The 16,495-nt window shown below is 43.8% G+C and carries 16 protein-coding genes; 8 read left to right on the top strand and 8 right to left on the bottom strand.

The genetic code is table 11. The features are described from left to right. Positions 1 to 101 precede the first annotated feature (101 nt). Positions 102 to 1,115, top strand: coding sequence for a hypothetical protein (locus ACT29H_RS12110; RefSeq protein ID WP_444821895.1), 1,014 nt, complete (start codon positions 102 to 104; stop codon positions 1,113 to 1,115). A gap of 189 nt (positions 1,116 to 1,304) precedes the next feature. Here the strand turns inward: ACT29H_RS12110 and ACT29H_RS12105 are convergent, their stop codons facing one another. From ACT29H_RS12105 to ACT29H_RS12095, 3 genes are all read right to left on the bottom strand, one after another. Next, positions 1,305 to 2,459 (bottom strand): MFS transporter, encoded by a 1,155-nt coding sequence (locus tag ACT29H_RS12105; RefSeq protein WP_444821894.1) that lies wholly within the window; start codon positions 2,457 to 2,459, stop codon positions 1,305 to 1,307. A gap of 699 nt (positions 2,460 to 3,158) precedes the next feature. After that, positions 3,159 to 4,151: an L-glyceraldehyde 3-phosphate reductase gene (gene mgrA / locus ACT29H_RS12100; protein ID WP_444821893.1), complete on the bottom strand. Its 993-nt coding sequence runs from the start codon at positions 4,149 to 4,151 to the stop codon at positions 3,159 to 3,161. Between the two features lie 138 nt (positions 4,152 to 4,289). Next, positions 4,290 to 5,585 carry a M64 family metallopeptidase gene (locus tag ACT29H_RS12095; protein ID WP_444821892.1) on the bottom strand — a complete coding sequence of 432 codons (1,296 nt, stop codon included), beginning with the start codon at positions 5,583 to 5,585 and terminating at the stop codon, positions 4,290 to 4,292. 88 nt (positions 5,586 to 5,673) lie between these two features. On the opposite strand from ACT29H_RS12095, the gene ACT29H_RS12090 reads away from it, so the two are divergent. Both ACT29H_RS12090 and ACT29H_RS12085 read left to right on the top strand, forming a co-directional pair. Beyond that, complete coding sequence (locus ACT29H_RS12090) at positions 5,674 to 6,972, top strand: mechanosensitive ion channel family protein (protein WP_444821891.1); 1,299 nt, start codon at positions 5,674 to 5,676, stop codon at positions 6,970 to 6,972. 140 nt (positions 6,973 to 7,112) lie between these two features. Beyond that, a complete protein-coding gene (locus tag ACT29H_RS12085) occupies positions 7,113 to 7,577 on the top strand; it encodes an Lrp/AsnC ligand binding domain-containing protein (protein WP_444821890.1) in 465 nt (154 codons plus the stop codon). A gap of 61 nt (positions 7,578 to 7,638) precedes the next feature. Here ACT29H_RS12085 and ACT29H_RS12080 read toward each other — a convergent pair whose 3' ends face one another. The 5 genes from ACT29H_RS12080 to rlmD all read right to left on the bottom strand — a co-directional run bounded on the left by ACT29H_RS12080 (position 7,639) and on the right by rlmD (position 12,734). Then, complete coding sequence (locus tag ACT29H_RS12080) at positions 7,639 to 8,550, bottom strand: bifunctional metallophosphatase/5'-nucleotidase (protein WP_444821889.1); 912 nt, start codon at positions 8,548 to 8,550, stop codon at positions 7,639 to 7,641. Between the two features lie 222 nt (positions 8,551 to 8,772). Continuing rightward, positions 8,773 to 9,528 carry a 5'-nucleotidase C-terminal domain-containing protein gene (locus ACT29H_RS12075; RefSeq protein WP_444821888.1) on the bottom strand — a complete coding sequence of 252 codons (756 nt, stop codon included), beginning with the start codon at positions 9,526 to 9,528 and terminating at the stop codon, positions 8,773 to 8,775. A 69-nt stretch (positions 9,529 to 9,597) separates the two neighbouring features. Further along, the gene (locus tag ACT29H_RS12070) at positions 9,598 to 10,311 is read right to left on the bottom strand and encodes a hypothetical protein (RefSeq protein WP_444821887.1); all 714 of its coding nucleotides are present in this window, start codon (positions 10,309 to 10,311) and stop codon (positions 9,598 to 9,600) included. Between the two features lie 97 nt (positions 10,312 to 10,408). Then, complete coding sequence (gene yaaA, locus ACT29H_RS12065) at positions 10,409 to 11,176, bottom strand: peroxide stress protein YaaA (RefSeq protein WP_444821886.1); 768 nt, start codon at positions 11,174 to 11,176, stop codon at positions 10,409 to 10,411. Positions 11,177 to 11,324: 148 nt separating this feature from the next. Next, complete coding sequence (gene rlmD / locus ACT29H_RS12060; RefSeq protein WP_444821885.1) at positions 11,325 to 12,734, bottom strand: 23S rRNA (uracil(1939)-C(5))-methyltransferase RlmD; 1,410 nt, start codon at positions 12,732 to 12,734, stop codon at positions 11,325 to 11,327. A gap of 114 nt (positions 12,735 to 12,848) precedes the next feature. On the opposite strand from rlmD, the gene queF reads away from it, so the two are divergent. From queF to ACT29H_RS12035, 5 genes are read left to right on the top strand one after another with little or no spacing between them, the layout of a single operon-like run. Beyond that, complete coding sequence (gene queF, locus ACT29H_RS12055) at positions 12,849 to 13,289, top strand: preQ(1) synthase (RefSeq protein ID WP_444821884.1); 441 nt, start codon at positions 12,849 to 12,851, stop codon at positions 13,287 to 13,289. Positions 13,290 to 13,337: 48 nt separating this feature from the next. Continuing rightward, on the top strand, positions 13,338 to 14,369 hold the full coding sequence (mnmH, locus tag ACT29H_RS12050; protein ID WP_444821883.1) for a tRNA 2-selenouridine(34) synthase MnmH: 1,032 nt from the start codon (positions 13,338 to 13,340) through the stop codon (positions 14,367 to 14,369). Next, the gene (gene yedF / locus ACT29H_RS12045; protein ID WP_444821882.1) at positions 14,357 to 14,977 is read left to right on the top strand and encodes a sulfurtransferase-like selenium metabolism protein YedF; all 621 of its coding nucleotides are present in this window, start codon (positions 14,357 to 14,359) and stop codon (positions 14,975 to 14,977) included. The genes mnmH and yedF overlap by 13 nt, the downstream gene beginning before the upstream one ends. Positions 14,978 to 14,983: 6 nt before the next feature. After that, complete coding sequence (locus ACT29H_RS12040) at positions 14,984 to 16,111, top strand: aminotransferase class V-fold PLP-dependent enzyme (protein WP_444821881.1); 1,128 nt, start codon at positions 14,984 to 14,986, stop codon at positions 16,109 to 16,111. A 23-nt stretch (positions 16,112 to 16,134) separates the two neighbouring features. After that, positions 16,135 to 16,353, top strand: coding sequence for a DUF3343 domain-containing protein (locus ACT29H_RS12035; protein ID WP_444821880.1), 219 nt, complete (start codon positions 16,135 to 16,137; stop codon positions 16,351 to 16,353). The last annotated feature ends 142 nt before the right edge of the window (positions 16,354 to 16,495 follow it).

Genomic DNA, 16,495 nt, shown 5'->3' with positions numbered 1-16,495 from the left:
TTCTTGGTATCCATAAAGATCATCTCTCCAGAATAAAGTTGATGTTCCGGCTAATAAATGGTAATTTGTAACTATCTAATAATTAATTTGAAAGAATCAAGATGAAAAAGCAAATTCTATTTATTTTATGTCTGTCATTTTTATTAATGGCATCTCAGTGTAGCCGCAATTTTTGGAAGACCTACAAGCCTGTTCAAGACAATGTTGTTGGGCTTTCGGTCAATGCTTTTACCGAAAAAAAGGGTTTTGTTGAAAATTTAAGTTTAGGAGGAGAAATCTTTATTGACGACACCCAGGAAAAGTTTGTAAATAACCAGGGCAGTGATTCCGAAGCTGAAGAGCTCAAAACTGAATTATCCTATGGTGTTGGTTCCCTTTTTAAGAAGTCGGATGTTAAAACTTACAATTTGGAGGTTAATGGTGTAACGAAAACCCAAATAAAGGATATTAATAACATTATGCCCAATGTGGATTTTATTTATGGCGGGTTAAAGGCAGATAAAGTCGTACTAGATATTACGCAAAAACCAGAAACCACTGTAGATCTTGATCTGTCAAAATATAAAGATTTAATAAAAGAGAAATTAGGGGTGGAAATAAACAATATAAAAGCCGAAAAAAAAGGCGACAAAAAATATGAATTAAGAATTGAGAATCCGGATATTTTCTATTCCATTCAAATAGCCTCTATCAACGAGGCTTTTGGTTTAAGTGGCAACTGGTATGTAAAATTTGACCCGGTAAAAAATTCACCTTCAAAAATTGTTTTAAAAAAAGGCGAAAGAACAAAGTTTATTCGTCCGGTTTATTCGAAGTTTTGGAGTGGAGCAAAACCTAATTTGGAAGTTTGGTTAAAAAATGACGACGGAAATCTTAAAGTATTTTATACACCGGTAGTCGGAACGCGAAAAGAGGTGGATTTATCAGGCTTTTATGATGAAAAGAGTAAGGATTGGACCATAAGAAGAGAATTGATCTATACTTATCCATTAAGTTCCAATGTTTCCAAACAAATTTATTTATATGTAGATGCCAAAAACAATGACGGAATAATTACAATAAATAATAATAATTCCTACATCAAATATCCTGAAAGGAGATTAGAAATTAAATAACTGGTTGTATTAAACGTTTAGGGGTGTGAAAAAGCCCCATATCTTACAATATCAATCAACACTCCGTCGGCGTAGATCTTCCACCATCCTCGACGGGGTGTTGCGATTATTGGGTGTTGTCCTGCCGGCAGAAATCGCTTAGGCAATTTCTCCTTACTTCAATAGTGTCAATTTTTCTTGAAGAGATAATTATCGGGATAAAATTTTATGTTTGACCATGCTCAATATTGCCGTCATTATTAACACAAATGCAATTATCAATAAGTTTAGTAGTTTGATTCCCAGTACTTCCAGTGCAAAGCCGGCCAATGAACTGAGCAATATATTACCGATCAAAGATATTCCGATAACGATACTGAAAGCGGTGCCGGAATTTTCGGGGAAGGCACTGGCCGTATATCCCAACATCACAGGAAAAAATGAAGCCATCCCCACACCGATGATTGCAATACCTGCCATTCCCATCAACCATGAAGTACTGACCTGAAGCACGATGGCCCCTGCCAGAACTACCGCCATACTAATAAAAACAACGGTTATTGCGGATAACCGTTTTAAAAGCTGGCTGAGAAATATTCTGGTAATCGTAATTCCGATGGCACTAACGGTTATCGCATACAACCCTTTGTCGTAGGAAACCTCAAATACCTCCATCAGATAGGTTGGCGTCCAGGCCGGAATGATCGCTTCTACGGCACTCTCAAAAAAAAGAAACATACCAATCGAAAGAATCAACGGCTTGGAAAAGAACTTAAAATATTGGCTTAGAGGAATTGCTTCCGCCTTTTTTGTGCCCGGAAACGTTATGAATAGAACCAGGATAAACGGAAGAAATAAGATGATGGCCACAATTGATAATATGGTCTGATAATCCATCTCCTTCTTTAAAAGTAATGAGGTGAGTAAAGGAAAGCCTAAAGCCCCAATACCATAGAAAACGCCCAGTAGGCTGAGATATGCGCTGTTGTTTTCAGGATAAACATCGGCTACCAGCATATTGGTCACTCCATTAATGCTGCCGCCTCCCAGGCCTATGGCGAAAAACAGATAGGGAACGAAACGAACGGTTTCGGTTTGCGTTATTCCCCAAATCCCCAGAATGACCAGAAAGACCCCTCCAAGCATCACCGGTTGATAGCCGTATCGCTCGGCCAGGGGGCCAAAAGAGAATGATCCGGTAAGTATTCCAGCCGCCAGAACGGAAGCACAAAAACCGATGAAAAATTTATCAACCCCGAAATTTACGGTTAAATAGTTGTTGATGGTTCCAACCACAACCATTGTAATGCCAAAAAGCATCATTACCAGTCCGGCCGCAATAAATTGAATCGTTTTTTCTTTCATATTTTATCCACTCTTATCTTATTCTAAGTCCAATAAAATCTGTTATTTCTTCCTTCTGCCTGCTCAACTTCTATCGTTCTGTGAGATGTTTTAATATCTAAATGTTTAACCCGAAAAATGCATTAGAAAATCTATTACGAATTAAAATTGCTGCCAATCAAGGCGCAGGCTAACTTGTTTCCATTCACCATAGCGGTGCTATGCCTCATTTCAACAAGTTCTTGATTGATTGCACTTTTAATTCTCATGACGAAGTTTTAATGCTTTATTCGGGTTTAAACACTCTTTGGGGGTATGAAACTCCATGACACAGGGCTATTACATGCTCTTTTGTGACAAAACTATATTATCATGTTCAATTTCTTACACAAAACATGGCACAATTTATTAACCCATTCCGATTTACTCCGGTTTGGGCTATTGAAATATCCGAATAGGCCCACGATGTGTTTTATGCAAAAAAGTGGATACTTCCCTTGAGTAGTCAGGAGAGACCTGGGAGGCGACCTTTGTGCGAAGGCCTCCGATCTTGATGCAGGCTTAGTGGTCTTATCTTCGCAGTTGGTGCGTTCAGAAGCCAGAAGTCAGAGTCAGGAAATTAGAATGCCGGGATGAGTGTCTGGAATTGTGTTTTCTATTCACGTTCTTCTATGGATCTAACGTCCGTGCTCTGGCTCCTCGCTTCTATCCGCTAATACCTTATTTCAGAATCTCTTCAATTTTATGGAGTTCTTCCTCAGAAAAGGTGATGTTGTTGAGTGCCTCCAGATTGTTTTGGAGTTGATCGACACGGCTGGCCCCGATGAGAACCGAAGTGACACGCTTGTCTTTCAGCAACCATGCGATGGCCATTTGGGCCAGCGATTGATTTCTTTCGGCTGCCAGGTCGTTGAGTTTTATCAGCTTTTTGTGAACTTCGGGGGTTAGCGCTTCACGTTTCAGGAATCCGTGTGGTTTGGCCATTCTGGAATTTTCCGGAATATCCTTCAGGTATTTATTGGTAAGCAATCCCTGAGCTAAGGGGGAAAAGACAATGGAACCAACGCCTCTCCGGCCCAAGACTTCCAGGAGGCCGTCGTCTTCTACCCATCGGTCAAGCATACTGTACCGAGGCTGATGAATAAGGAGCGGCACCCCCATGTTTCTCAGAATGGTTTCTGCCTTTTGGGTCATTTCGGCATTGTAGTTGGAGATCCCGGCATATAAAGCCTTGCCCTGTTTCACGGCATGAGCTAATGCGCCCATGGTCTCTTCCAGCGGCGTATCAGGGTCGGGACGATGCGAATAGAAGATATCCACATAGTCGAGTCCCATGCGTTTCAGGCTCTGGTCCAGACTGGCCAGGAGGTATTTGCGCGAGCCCCATTCACCATAGGGTCCGGGCCACATGAGGTAGCCGGCCTTGGTGGAGATGATCATTTCATCACGATAAGGCTTGAAGTCTGAGGCTAAGATGCGGCCGAAATTCTCTTCGGCACTGCCGGGGACGGGACCGTAGTTGTTGGCCAGATCGAAATGGGTGATGCCGTGATCGAAAGCATAACGCAATATCTTTCGTCCGTTTTCAAAGACATCTACCGATCCGAAGTTGTGCCATAGCCCTAACGACAAGGCCGGCAGCTTGATGCCGCTTTTCCCGCACCGGCGGTAAAGCATGTCATCATATCTGGTTTGAGCGGCTTGATAGTTCATAATAACTGTTTTGAATTTAATAATATCGTATATGATTTTTCTTGATTTTCTAACGGTGTTGTACCAGCAAAGATAAGCAGTTTGCCTTCATGTTTTGGTCCCGAAACTGAGACCAAAAATCTCAGGAACTATTTAGGCCTAATTGCTCTTTTCTTGTCCGGAATAGAATTTTACAACCCTGGAAATGGCCTCTTGGCATACTTGGCAAAAACCGTCGGCGGTATTGGTTTTCATTCTGCAATCCATGGCGGGACGGTAAATGCCTTTTGCCGCGTACCCGCCACCTTCAAACACGCCCGTTACCGATTGGTAGGGCGGAGTAGGAGGGGTCGGAACAGGTACTGTATCCGGGATTAAATGTTCCCATTTGGTATGAAAATTTTTCAGGGTGGTGAGATTGGGATTCCAGGGCTCATAAGATAAATCGTAAAAGTCGGAATCGTCGTCGTAGAAATATTCATCTCCCAGTCCGGCCAAACCATGGCCTATTTCATGCACGAAAACATTTGGAGAGAGGTGATGGCTTGATGAAACAATGGAGAAATGGTTATAGACACCACCCCCGCCATATTTGTCTGAATTAACCAGAACAATGATATGGTCGTGCGGGGTTCCGGCGGCGTAATCGAAGATGGCCCAGGTGCTGAAACTTTCAAGATAGCGTTCGGAACCAAAGGTGCTAAAGGAGCTGTTAAAAGCGGTGGTTTTCCAGATCTGTTTTTCCGGAATGTCGGTGCCCGACTGTGAGGAGGGAATAAAGAGGGCTCTGACGGTGATGTGATCTTTTAAGTGGTTATAGGGTTGCAGGCTGAAAAGATAGTCGGTGATATGTTCTGAGTCCCTAAAAAAACGATCCGCTTCAGGAGCAGTATAGCCTTCTGCCAAAATGAGAAGATCGGCATTTTGGGAAGGCTGGTCGTTGCCGTGAATTCTTTGGACCATTCCTTCAGCGGGGGGCGCCGTAAATTCGGCTTTTGTTTTTTGGGGCGAGAAAACCTCATTGACCAGGGGAATAAATCGATTGTCTTTTTGCCGATATTCAATAAATAATCTGACATCGGTTTGGGGCCATGGTGCTTCCAGTGTTTGTTCGAAAACTCTGCTGTTTTCTTTGGCTTGTTCCAGCGCACGCCACTCCTCGAAGAGGGTGCAAAAGCCTTTCACAAATAGGGTATCTCCGGTGTGCGGTTCGAGGAGCACAAGCCGGTAAGACCCAAAATCGAAAGTCGGCAGGTTCTGATGAGGGCCTCCGCTGTAGCCCGGAACCTTTTTATACCGGGCAATGGTAGCCTGTTGTTGTTTCTGGTTGCCCGACAATACAAAATCTATTCTCAATGTTTGATCGTATTGAAAAGCGTTTTTTTGTCCACCGATAGTGATGAATGAGGGAAAAAAGAGCAGGCCGATGAAGAAAGATTTAGGAATTAAATTCATTGCGGAGATTCTATATTTGTTTAATTACTTTTGCAACGGTAATTTATAATCACAACCAAATTTATAAAAACTATTGAACTTTCGAAATATGGAAGAAGTAAGTGCCCAAACGAACTGGTTTTCCCAATGGGTGAGTGCCATCTTAAAATCATTGAAGTTGAACATGCCGGACCATTGGGTCGGAATGGTGGAAATCGTATTTTCGTTTCTGATCATCGTCGTGCTTTCCTATCTGGCATTTTTTCTGGCCAAGCGCTTTTTACTCTATGCCATTATCAAGATCATCCGAAGGACAAAATCCAACCTGGATGATTACCTGATTCGTCGAAAAGTTTTCCACCGGCTGATACATCTGGTGCCAATCATGACGATGTATGTTTTTTCCGGGTGGTTTATGGGACATCATCCGCACACCCTGAATTTTTTTCAGGATGTTGTTTTGCTCTATCTGACTGTGGTGGTGGTGATGAGTTTTAGCGCCCTGCTCAATGCTTTTGAAGATATTTACAATACTTTTCCCTTTGCTCATGAGCGGCCCATAAAAGGGTATCTCCAGGTGATTCATCTGTTGGCGGTGATTGTGGGTGCACTGGTGGCCATATCCATCCTATTTAATGTACAGGTGTTGAATATCCTGGCCGGTATGGGAGCTATGGCAGCCGTACTGATGTTGGTATTCAGAGATTCCATTCTGGGGTTGGTAGCGGGCGTTCAGCTGTCGGCCAACAGGATGGTGAAGGTGGGCGATTGGATTACCATGCCCGGACATAACGCGGATGGTACCGTGATGGAAATAACGTTGAACACCGTTAAGGTCAGAAATTGGGATAAAACCATATCCACCATTCCCACCTATGCGATGGTTTCCGACTCGTTTATCAACTGGAGGGGGATGGAAGAGTCGGGAGGACGAAGAATTGCCCGGGCTGTTAATATTGATATTCGGAGCGTAAAATTTTGTACCCCGGAAATGTTGGCGCGGTTTCGCAAAATACATCACCTCAAGGAGTACATTGACCAGCGGCAGAAGGAGATTGAAGATTATAACCGGATGCACGATGTGGATGAGTCATTGCCGGTGAACGGGCGACGCATGACCAATCTTGGTGTTTTCCGAAAATACCTGGAAAACTATATTTCCAACCATCCCAAGATCAATAAAAAGATGACGCTTATAATTCGTCATCTGACGCCCAATGAAAAAGGGATTCCCATACAAATCTATGCTTTTTCGAAGGATGTGGAGTGGGCCAAATTTGAAGGGGTGCAGGCCGATATTTTCGACCATATTTTTGCCATTGTTCCATTGTTTGAACTTCGTATTTTCCAAAATCCCAGTGGAGATGATTTGAAAGATTTGGTAGAAGGTTTTTCAAATTATAAGTGAAATTGACAGGTTTGAAATTATTACTTGGTATTTTTGCGCCTATAGTGTTGGAAATTTGGGTTATTTATCCTAATTTCGACATCAATCATTATTAAATGAGCTAAAATACTTTTAATTTCTAACATTTGTCATTTTTTGATATGGAGAGCCATTTACAAATTGATAGTCTTGACAAGAAAATCTTGTCAATGATTACGCAAAATGCCCGAATTCCCTTCCTTGAGGTTGCCCGCGAATGTAAAGTTTCCGGTGCTGCCATTCATCAGCGAATCCAGCGACTCATGAATATGGGGGTTATAAAAGGGTCGGAATTTATTATTAACCCTGCCAAAATTGGTTATCACACCTGTGCTTTTATCGGTATTTTTCTCAAGAAAGCCAGTTTGTTTGATAAGGTGGTTAAGATGCTGGAAGAGATTCCGGAGGTGGTGGAATGTCATTATACCACCGGAGAGTATGCCATGTTTGTGAAAATATTTGCCAAAAGCAATGAGCATTTGAAGCGTATATTGCACGATAAACTTCAGAATATTCCGGGCATCGCATCTACCGAAACCATTATATCGCTGGATGAATCCTTTAAACGTCAATTGCCCATTGAATGACCATTGGATGGGATGTTAATATCAGAAGCGGGATAGGTAATGTTACCTGTCCCGCTTTCTTTTATTTTATGAAGTGTTGCGTAGCGCAAAGCATAGCCGGCTGGGTTTGATCGGGAACAATATTGATTTGTCCCAGCATCACGCCGCCCCAACCCACCTGATTGATGACAACGGGTTGGCCGATTTTATTTTTGATAATGTCGGGTTCCTGCATGAAGGTGTGGGTATGTCCTCCGATGATGATATCGATGGCGGTGGTTTGGGCGGCCACTTTGACATCCGACTCCGGCCTATCCTCCGAACTTTTATATCCCAGATGCGAGAGGGCTACCACCAGGTTGCAATTTTTTTCTTCCTTCAGGAAACGGGCCGTTTTTTCTGCTGTAATAACGGGATCGAGCCATCTCATCCCTTCGTAATTGGCGGGAGAGACCAGTCCATTGGGGTTGATACCCAGTCCGAGAATACCTACCCTGAACGGACCTCTTTCAATGATTTTCCAGGGCTGAGTGTGATCTTTTAGCACCGTTTGACTGAAGTCGTAGTTGGTGCAGATAAAGGGGAAGTTGGCATACTTCATTTGTTGTGCCAGATGTCCCATGCCGTTGTCGAATTCGTGGTTGCCGATGGTGGCGGCGTCATATCCCATCGTGGACATAAGTTCAAACTCGGGCTTACCACCAAAAAAGTTAAAGTAGGGAGTCCCTTGAAAAATATCGCCTGCATCCACTAAAAGAATATGCGTATGTTTTTTCCGCAATTGCTTTATGAGTGTCGCCCGACGTGCAAAACCACCCATGTTGGGATATCGTGGATGATCTGCCGGAAAGGGTTCCAGGTGGCTGTGAACGTCGTTGGTATGCAGTATGGTAAGAATCTCTTTGCTATTCTTGGCCGGTAAAGGAATGGGAAGGGATACAGCCAGTCCCCCGGCAATGAGTGTCTTCAGAAATTTGCGCCGATCGGTATTCATAATATTCAGGTTCAATTATCCATTATAAATTACGAATTGAATTCTCTTATTGGTGTGTCGTTGTCTTCTTTTAAGTTTCCTTCTCAGATCTTAACCGCCATGTTTCAGCTTTAGACGGCCGAGGTCAGATTGGAGAAGAAGGTAAAATACCGGGATAAAAAAATATTCTATCCTCTTACCTGCCGATGATTCCTCCTATATTTCATGTTCGAAGCCCTGCTGCTATTGCAACCGAATTCTCGTGTCATGGGGTGGATCGATGGATTTACCATTCTTCGTCAACTCTCGGATGTGGTAAATAATGATATCTCTGATTTTTTGTGATGAGGTATATTTTTCGCGGGCTTTGGCAAAAACGGTATAATGATCACCTCCATTGGCCAGATAATCGGATGTAACCACATAATAGTATTGATCCTCTTGTAAGGGTTCGCCTGCGACCATGGGATTGATCACTGTTTGGTCTTTAAAAGAAAAGGAAGCCCCGGAAAGACCGTCGCCCCACGAATTGCCCATATGCTTGAAAAGTTGAAAGATCTCTTTTCCTGAAAGCTTTAAAATGATTAGTTGGTTTTCAAAAGGCATTAACGAGTAAATATCTCTGACGGTAATGTCGCCTTTGGGGAGAGGAGCTCGTAATCCTTTGATGTTGATAACCGTCAGGGTGGGCAAAGGATCTTTGTTAATTTTCCGGATCTCTTTTAAAGCTTCTTCTTGCAGCAAGTCAGCCACAAAATGGGAGAGGGGAGATTCCGGCTTTTGCGGAACCATTTGCGCTTGTGATTGTCCAATGACTTCGTTCATGACCGATTCTATGGAGTCACGCAGCGGGGCCATATAAGCCTCCACGAGAGAATCACTCTCAATGGTATTTTCTACTTTTATAAGATCCGCCGAAGAAAAGCGGGGCTGAACCTGACGGTGGCACGAAACGACCAATAGTCCCGATATCAGGAAAATTGTTAGAAGGCGTTGCATGTTAATGAATTAAGTTGTTCATAGTTAAAAATGCAGCAATGAATTTGTCATTGCTGCACTGTAAATATTTTATTTTATGCGTTCCAGGAACTTTTTTCTTACTTCAGAAATAAAGTCTTCGTTGATTTCAGGGTAGTAGATCCGGATCATGTCCTGTATGCCGAATTTCACATGGAAGTGGCCGATGGCCGCATCGAAGAAGGGCCGTTCCCAGTTGAATTTCACTTGTCGGGTGATATTCTCGAAATGTTTCCACGTGAGATGCCTGGGAATAGAGAAATAACCATGATCTTTTTCTATCAGGTCGAAGAAGACCCCTTCTTCTTTTTCTTCCATAATAAAAAACTTTTTAATCCTAATGATTGCCGGGCCTTCCACCTTTTTGGGCGGTTTGCTTCTGAATTCAATGCCTTGGTCCATATATCCGGCCTGTAGGTCGATAATTTCCGAGAAATTGTCCAGATGCCGAATCCTGATCACATCAAATCGTTTGTTGAAAATATTCACAACTCCCGGCGTGGCATTAAAATCGGTTTTAAAATAACTCTTAATGTTTTGTGTTGCCCGGGTGATGTCCTCCAGAGTGTACAGTTTTTTGAGTACCAGATAGATATAAAGGGGCTTGCTCTCGACCGGATGATCGGAATAGTAATTGTAGAATCCGGGAAACGGTTCGGGGGCTTCCAGTACAAACGTGTTGGGCCAAATCTTATCTTCCAGGGTTTTGAGGGTTTCCTGTTTCAACAGGTTACCGTAACGTTCGATGTAAGGTTCTTTGCTCATAGTTTTGATCGTTTTTGTTGCTCTTAAGGTAGTGAAAATTTGCTGAAGCGCAACCGTGAAGAACTCATTTTTCCACCAAAACAATGGGCTTGAGGCCTTAATGACGGGTGAAAACCATTTCTCTTCCCTGGGATAGATCATTGTTAAAGTGATAACCTTCCAGGTCGAAGGCTTTAAGATCTTCCGGATCTGTGAGTCTGTTCTGAATGATAAAACGGGTCATCCTACCTCTGGCTTTTTTGGCGTATATGGAAACGACTTTATAGGTTCCGTTTTTGAACTCTTTAAATATTGGGGTGATAATGGGGACCTCTATTTTGTCTGGATCTAAAGCTTTAAAGTATTCCTGACTGGCCAGATTGATCAGCGCTTTGTGTCCTTCTGTTTTAAGATCTTCATTGAGTTGGCGGGTTATTTTATCATTCCAAAATTGATAAAGATTTTTTCCTTTTGGCGTTTCCAGTTTTGTACCCATTTCCAGGCGGTAGGGTAAGATCAGGTCGAGAGGACGAAGCAATCCGTATAAGCCGGATAGGATGCGGAGCTGTTGCTGTGCGGTGTCGATCTCTTCCGGGCTCAGAGTTCGTGCCTGAAGGCCGTTGTAAGCTTCTCCATTGAAGGCATAGATGGCCTGTCGTCCTTCTTTTTCGTCGAATGGCCATTGCCACTTAAAAAAACGTTCGGCATTCAACTCTGCCAGGCTGTTGCTTATTTTCATCAGTTTCATGAGCTGTGTTGGAGAATAGCTCTTCAGTTGTTCAGCCAATAAGGAAGCCTCTTTCGGAAAGAGAATTGGCGTGTGGTTGGGGTAGGGAAACGGTTTCTTAAAGTCAAGTTTTTTCGCAGGAGAAAGAATGGCTAACATAAAGGTTTTTAATATAGATGGTTAGACATGAGATCTTAAGATGTCAATGGGTTATGTGGGATTCTACCATATTATTTAAATTGTATTTTTGTCCATATTTTCAAGCTCCCCTTTGTTTGTACACATCTTCTTTCTTTCCTGTTAATTTTTACCTTCTTGCCAAAAGGACCACATTCTCCACATGATGGGTGTGGGGGAACATATCCACGGGTTGGATGGCCATCACTTTATAACGTACATCCAGCAGGTTGATATCGCGCGCCTGAGTCGCCGAGTTACAACTAACATAGACGATTCTTTCGGGGGCTGCATTCAGGATGGTTTTTACCACATCTTCATGCATTCCGGCCCTTGGCGGGTCGGTGATGATGACGTCGGGGTACCCCTCTTTTTCAAACAGATCATGGGTCAAAATGTTTTTCATATCGCCTGCCAGAAACAAGGTGTTTGAAATGTCGTTGATTCTGGAATTTTCCTGAGCATCTTCAATGGCTTCAGGCACATATTCGATGCCAACAACCTTTTTTGCTTTATGGGCCACAAAGTTGGCAATGGTGCCGGTGCCGGTATAGAGGTCGTAGACTGTTTCCTGCCCCGTTAGCCCGGCAAAATCGCGGGCCACTTTATATAGGTTGTAGGCTTGGCGCGAGTTGGTCTGGTAAAAAGATTTGGGACCTATTTTAAATCGTAGTCCTTCCATCTCTTCGAAAATGTGATCGCGGCCCGAATAGAGTTGCACTTCCAAGTCGGTGATGGTGTCGTTGGCTTTTCCGTTGATGACATACATCCATGAGGTGACTTCAGGGAATTGTTTGGAAAGATGTTCAAACAGCATCTGCCGCTTTTCTTCATCATCTTCATAAAAGGCGACGATGACCATTGTTTCACCCGTGGTGCTGGTCCGGATGATCATTGTTCTGAGCAATCCTTCCTGCGCTTTTAAATCAAAGAATGGCCAGTTGTTTTCTATTGCAAAATTGCGAACAGCCAATCGGATGGCATTGGAGGGATGAGGTTGAAGATGGCATTCTTCTATATCGATCACTTTATCGAACATTCCCGGAATGTGGAAACCCAGACCGTTTTTATTTTCTATCACCTGGTCTGATTCCATCTCTTCGGTGGTCAGCCATCTCTTGTTCGAAAAGGTGAATTCCAGTTTGTTACGATAGTATTGTTCCTGTGGCGAGGCCAAAATAGGAGATATTTCAGGCAGTTCCACTTTGCCTATTCGTAGAAGGTTGTTCCACACCTCCCGCTGCTTAAACTTTAATTGTTCCTCATAGGGAATGTGTTGCCACTTGCAGCCACCGCAGGTGCCAAAGTGCTGGCAGAAGGGTTCACTGCGCATCTCGGAGAGATGGTGAAAGCGCACCGGCCGACCTTCAAAATATTTTTTTCTTTTTTTGGTGACCTGAACATCTACGATGTCGCCTGGTGCGGCCAGTGGTACAAACACCACGATGTCATTAATTTTTCCGAGCGCTTTTCCTTCGGCTGCGATGTCGCTTATTACCAGCCTTTCCAATAAAGGCTTGTTTCTTCTTGATCGTCCCACTATATTTTTTTCTGGTTTGCGTTGGCAAAGATATGCCAAACACCATACATCCACCAAACTTTTTGTTTCTCTTAAATTGTTAACTTTGCGTCTGTATTTTTAAATAGATGACTTATGACAGAAAGAGTGTTGACTTATAAGGATATAGATAAAAGTATTTTAAAATCCTTGCCCAATCCCGTTAAGAAAGCTTACGAAATCAAGATAAAAATTCCTGAATTTACCTTCTTGGGCGTCAAAGACCAACCCGATTTTGCAGATGTCTACATCACCTTTTATCCCACCGACAAAATAATTGAGCTCAAATCGTTGAAGATGTATGTGCATGCCCTGCGTAATATCACTGTTTCTTATGAGCGACTGATTAATATCTTTTATGATCACCTGGTGGAAGTTTATCAACCCGACCGGATACGCATCGTCATGATATGCAATCCGCGTGGTGGTATCAGTTCGCGGCTGACCATTGATTCGGACTGGAAAGTGAGGGGTGGTGATGAAAAATACAGCGACTGGAAAAACCATATTGACGACACCTGGAGCCTGACTTTGTAAAGAAGCGTGGGGATGGGGTGTGAAATATTATATCGGAGGATCAGATGAATGGCCGAATCTTTGTCACCATATCAATTTTTAAAGGCTGCTGAGAAATATCCGGTGGTGGATGTACGAACCCCTTCCGAATTTGTCAAAGGACATATTCCCGGCGCACTGAATCTGCCGCTTTTCTCTGATGATGAAAGGGCTGTGGTTGGCACGTTGTATAAAAAGCAGGGACGTAATGCGGCTGTACTGAAGGGCCTGGAATTCGTTGGACCAAAGATGGCAGCCATGGCTAAAGAGGCAGCCGGTCTGGCCGTCGAGAACAAACTGCTGGTTCATTGCTGGCGAGGAGGTATGAGGAGTGCCAGTATGGCCTGGTTGTTCGAAACGGTCGGTATCTCCTGCTTGATACTGGAAGGTGGCTATAAAGCTTATCGGGCATCCTTCCGGGAGATGATTCTCGACGAAAAATGGAATTTTGTAGTGCTTGGGGGCCCAACCGGAAGTGGAAAAACCGATGTTTTAAAAGCTTTGGAACAGTTTGGTGAGCAAGTGCTCGATCTGGAAGGACTGGCCAACCATAAGGGCTCGGCGTTTGGTGCTTTGGGACAAGACCAGCAACCCACCACCGAACAATTTCAGAACGATATCCATGAAGTGCTGCGAAAATTTGATCCTCACCGGCCTATCTGGGTGGAGGGAGAAAGTAATAGCATTGGAAGAGTTTTTATTCCGGATCTGCTGTTCGATCGGCTGATGAAGGCTCCTCTTATAATGTTTGAGTTGAACCGGGAAAGACGGCTGGATAGATTGGTGAAGGAGTATGGTTGTTTTCAAAATGACCTGCTGGCGCAGTCGGTCCTGAAAATTCAAAAAAGATTGGGAGGGGTACGTACCCAAGAAGCCCTAGATGCGTTGGAGATAGGTGATTACCGAAAAGTAGCCGATATCACTCTTCAATACTACGATAAGAGTTATGCCAACTCTTTGTCCAAACGAAATAAGCCGGTATGGTCTTTCACGGAAGAGAAAGATAATCCGGAAGCTACTGCTGAAAAATTAATTAAACAACTGGAGCTATGTTTACAATAGATACCAAGGGACATCTTTGTCCTGAACCCCTTATTATGGCCAGAAATGGCTTGAGAGAGGTGAAAGAAGGTGAAAAAGCGTTGATTATCACGGATAATGAAACGTCCTATCAAAATTTGATGAGTTTTCTTTCCGATTTGGGTGCAAATCCCGTGGCAGAACAAAAAGGAAAAGAATATTTTATTGAAGTGACCAAGCCGGCCGAGACTTCAGATCAGGCAGATCACAATCCGGAAGCGTATTGCTCCGTTCCGGGGGTGCCGGCACCCTCCACCGATTATGTTGTGGTGGCCCGGAGCGCTCAAATGGGAGAGGGAGATGCCGATTTGGGGAATTTGTTGGTCAGAGGTTATTTAAATGCGTTGAAGGGGATGGAGCATTTGCCTACCCACATCATTATGTATAACAGTGGAATTCATTTGACCTTGGAAGGGTCGGATACTGCTTTGGCCTTGGGAGAATTGGAAGACCGGGGGGTGAGCATTATTGTTTGCGGAACATGTGTTGATTTTTACCAGGTGAAAAGCAAAGTAGGTGTCGGTCGAATCAGTAATATGTATCAGATTGCCACGCTCCTAGCCGAAGCAGGGCACGTCGTCTACTTATAGACTGCCATGGAGTTTAGCAATACATATTTTGATAATGCCAGCACCAGCTGGCCTAAGCCTGTCGAAGTGGGAGAAGCGATGAGTCGCTTTCTTCGTGAGATCGGTGGAACCTACGGCAGGGCGGCCTATGGACGAGTCTTTCAAACGTCCGGCATAGTTGAAGAGTGCCGCAATGCCATGGCCGAGGTGTTGGGCGTTTCCGAATCAGGAAACATTGCGTTTACGCCCAATGCCACCACGGCCTTAAATACCATCATTACGGGTTTGGAGCTGAACCAATGCGAAGTATTAATCTCACCTCTGGAACATAATGCTGTGATGCGGCCCCTTGAGCGGTTGGCTCAAGCCGGCAGAATACGATGGAAAGTGTTGCCGGCAGGAAAAGATGGCCGTATTATACCTGAAAAGATCCCCGAAGTGTTGTCTTCTGACTGTCGGTTGGTAATAGTAAATCATCAAAGTAATGTGAATGGTGTGATTCAACCCCTGCAGGAGATCCGTTCTTATATTGGCTCGATCCCATTGGCGGTTGATGTTACGCAATCGTTGGGAGGAGTGACCGTTGAGGGCGACAAATGGGGAGTTGATTATATTGCTTTTACGGGACACAAAGGCCTGTTGGGCCCCACCGGCACAGGCGGATTTTTTGTGAGAAATCCCGAACAGTTATCCCCTTTGATATTTGGTGGTACGGGTAGTCGTTCCGAAAGCTTTGAAATGCCCTCCTTTATGCCGGATAAGTATGAGGCGGGAACGCCCAATACGGTAGGTCTTGCCGGATTGCTGGCAGCGCTGAGCCATAAACCGGACAAGTTTTGGTCGGCCGATGGTTTCATGATGATGCTGCAACGCATTGCCCATATAAAAGGTGTGCGAGTGCTTGCCGCCGAGGATTTTCAGCATCAGGGAGGTGTCTTTTCCATTGTGCATCCATCTGTGCCACCCTCCACGATGGCACGACGCCTTTATGACAGGTTCCGGATCGAAATACGATCAGGATTGCATTGTGCTCCCATGGCCCATCGGTATTTAAAATCATTCCCGGCTGGCTCCGCACGTTTTGCACTGTCCCCCTGGCATACGGATGGCGACTTGGAGAGCCTCGCTGAAGTGCTGGAACTGGTTTTGTCATAATAAATTTTTAAATTTTTTCGTTCATGCAACTATTTCTTTTTCCCAATGTGCATAAAGTGATGAAAGCAGAAAAAATTTGTCAAGCAAAGGGTATTAAGAGTCGGGTTATCCCGGTGCCTGAACATATATCGTCAGAGTGTGGCATGTGTGTTTTGGTTGATGCCAAGGATGTGGAAAAATGCTCAGCTCTTTTTGTAGAAAATAACATCCCCTTTGAAATGCATGATGAGGAATTGTCGTGAGCTATAGGGAACTTTAATCGGATTCCTAGCCTTGATGGTGGAATAACAGAGTGGATATGATATGCAAATGCTTTGGGTTGAGTTTGTTTTTAATTCATGCGGAGAACGAAGAAAATAAAGAACCATAAACTGCAAAGAGTAG

It is taken from the genome of Thermophagus sp. OGC60D27, from assembly GCF_052400625.1.
Taxonomy (GTDB): domain Bacteria; phylum Bacteroidota; class Bacteroidia; order Bacteroidales; family Marinilabiliaceae; genus Thermophagus.
The sequence above is the reverse complement of the archived record's forward strand: the minus strand, read 5'-3'. Positions and strand labels throughout refer to the sequence as shown.

Excerpts from the sequence above, each read along its gene's own strand:
- ACT29H_RS12110 (WP_444821895.1), top strand. The coding sequence starts at position 102 with ATGAAAAAGCAAATTCTATTTATTTTATGTCTGTCATTTTTATTAATG.
- ACT29H_RS12105 (WP_444821894.1), bottom strand. The coding sequence starts at position 2,459 with ATGAAAGAAAAAACGATTCAATTTATTGCGGCCGGACTGGTAATGATG.
- mgrA (WP_444821893.1), bottom strand. The coding sequence starts at position 4,151 with ATGAACTATCAAGCCGCTCAAACCAGATATGATGACATGCTTTACCGC.
- ACT29H_RS12095 (WP_444821892.1), bottom strand. The coding sequence starts at position 5,585 with ATGAATTTAATTCCTAAATCTTTCTTCATCGGCCTGCTCTTTTTTCCC.
- ACT29H_RS12090 (WP_444821891.1), top strand. The coding sequence starts at position 5,674 with ATGGAAGAAGTAAGTGCCCAAACGAACTGGTTTTCCCAATGGGTGAGT.
- ACT29H_RS12085 (WP_444821890.1), top strand. The coding sequence starts at position 7,113 with ATGGAGAGCCATTTACAAATTGATAGTCTTGACAAGAAAATCTTGTCA.
- ACT29H_RS12080 (WP_444821889.1), bottom strand. The coding sequence starts at position 8,550 with ATGAATACCGATCGGCGCAAATTTCTGAAGACACTCATTGCCGGGGGA.
- ACT29H_RS12075 (WP_444821888.1), bottom strand. The coding sequence starts at position 9,528 with ATGCAACGCCTTCTAACAATTTTCCTGATATCGGGACTATTGGTCGTT.
- ACT29H_RS12070 (WP_444821887.1), bottom strand. The coding sequence starts at position 10,311 with ATGAGCAAAGAACCTTACATCGAACGTTACGGTAACCTGTTGAAACAG.
- yaaA (WP_444821886.1), bottom strand. The coding sequence starts at position 11,176 with ATGTTAGCCATTCTTTCTCCTGCGAAAAAACTTGACTTTAAGAAACCG.
- queF (WP_444821884.1), top strand. The coding sequence starts at position 12,849 with ATGACAGAAAGAGTGTTGACTTATAAGGATATAGATAAAAGTATTTTA.
- mnmH (WP_444821883.1), top strand. The coding sequence starts at position 13,338 with ATGGCCGAATCTTTGTCACCATATCAATTTTTAAAGGCTGCTGAGAAA.
- yedF (WP_444821882.1), top strand. The coding sequence starts at position 14,357 with ATGTTTACAATAGATACCAAGGGACATCTTTGTCCTGAACCCCTTATT.
- ACT29H_RS12040 (WP_444821881.1), top strand. The coding sequence starts at position 14,984 with ATGGAGTTTAGCAATACATATTTTGATAATGCCAGCACCAGCTGGCCT.
- ACT29H_RS12035 (WP_444821880.1), top strand. The coding sequence starts at position 16,135 with ATGCAACTATTTCTTTTTCCCAATGTGCATAAAGTGATGAAAGCAGAA.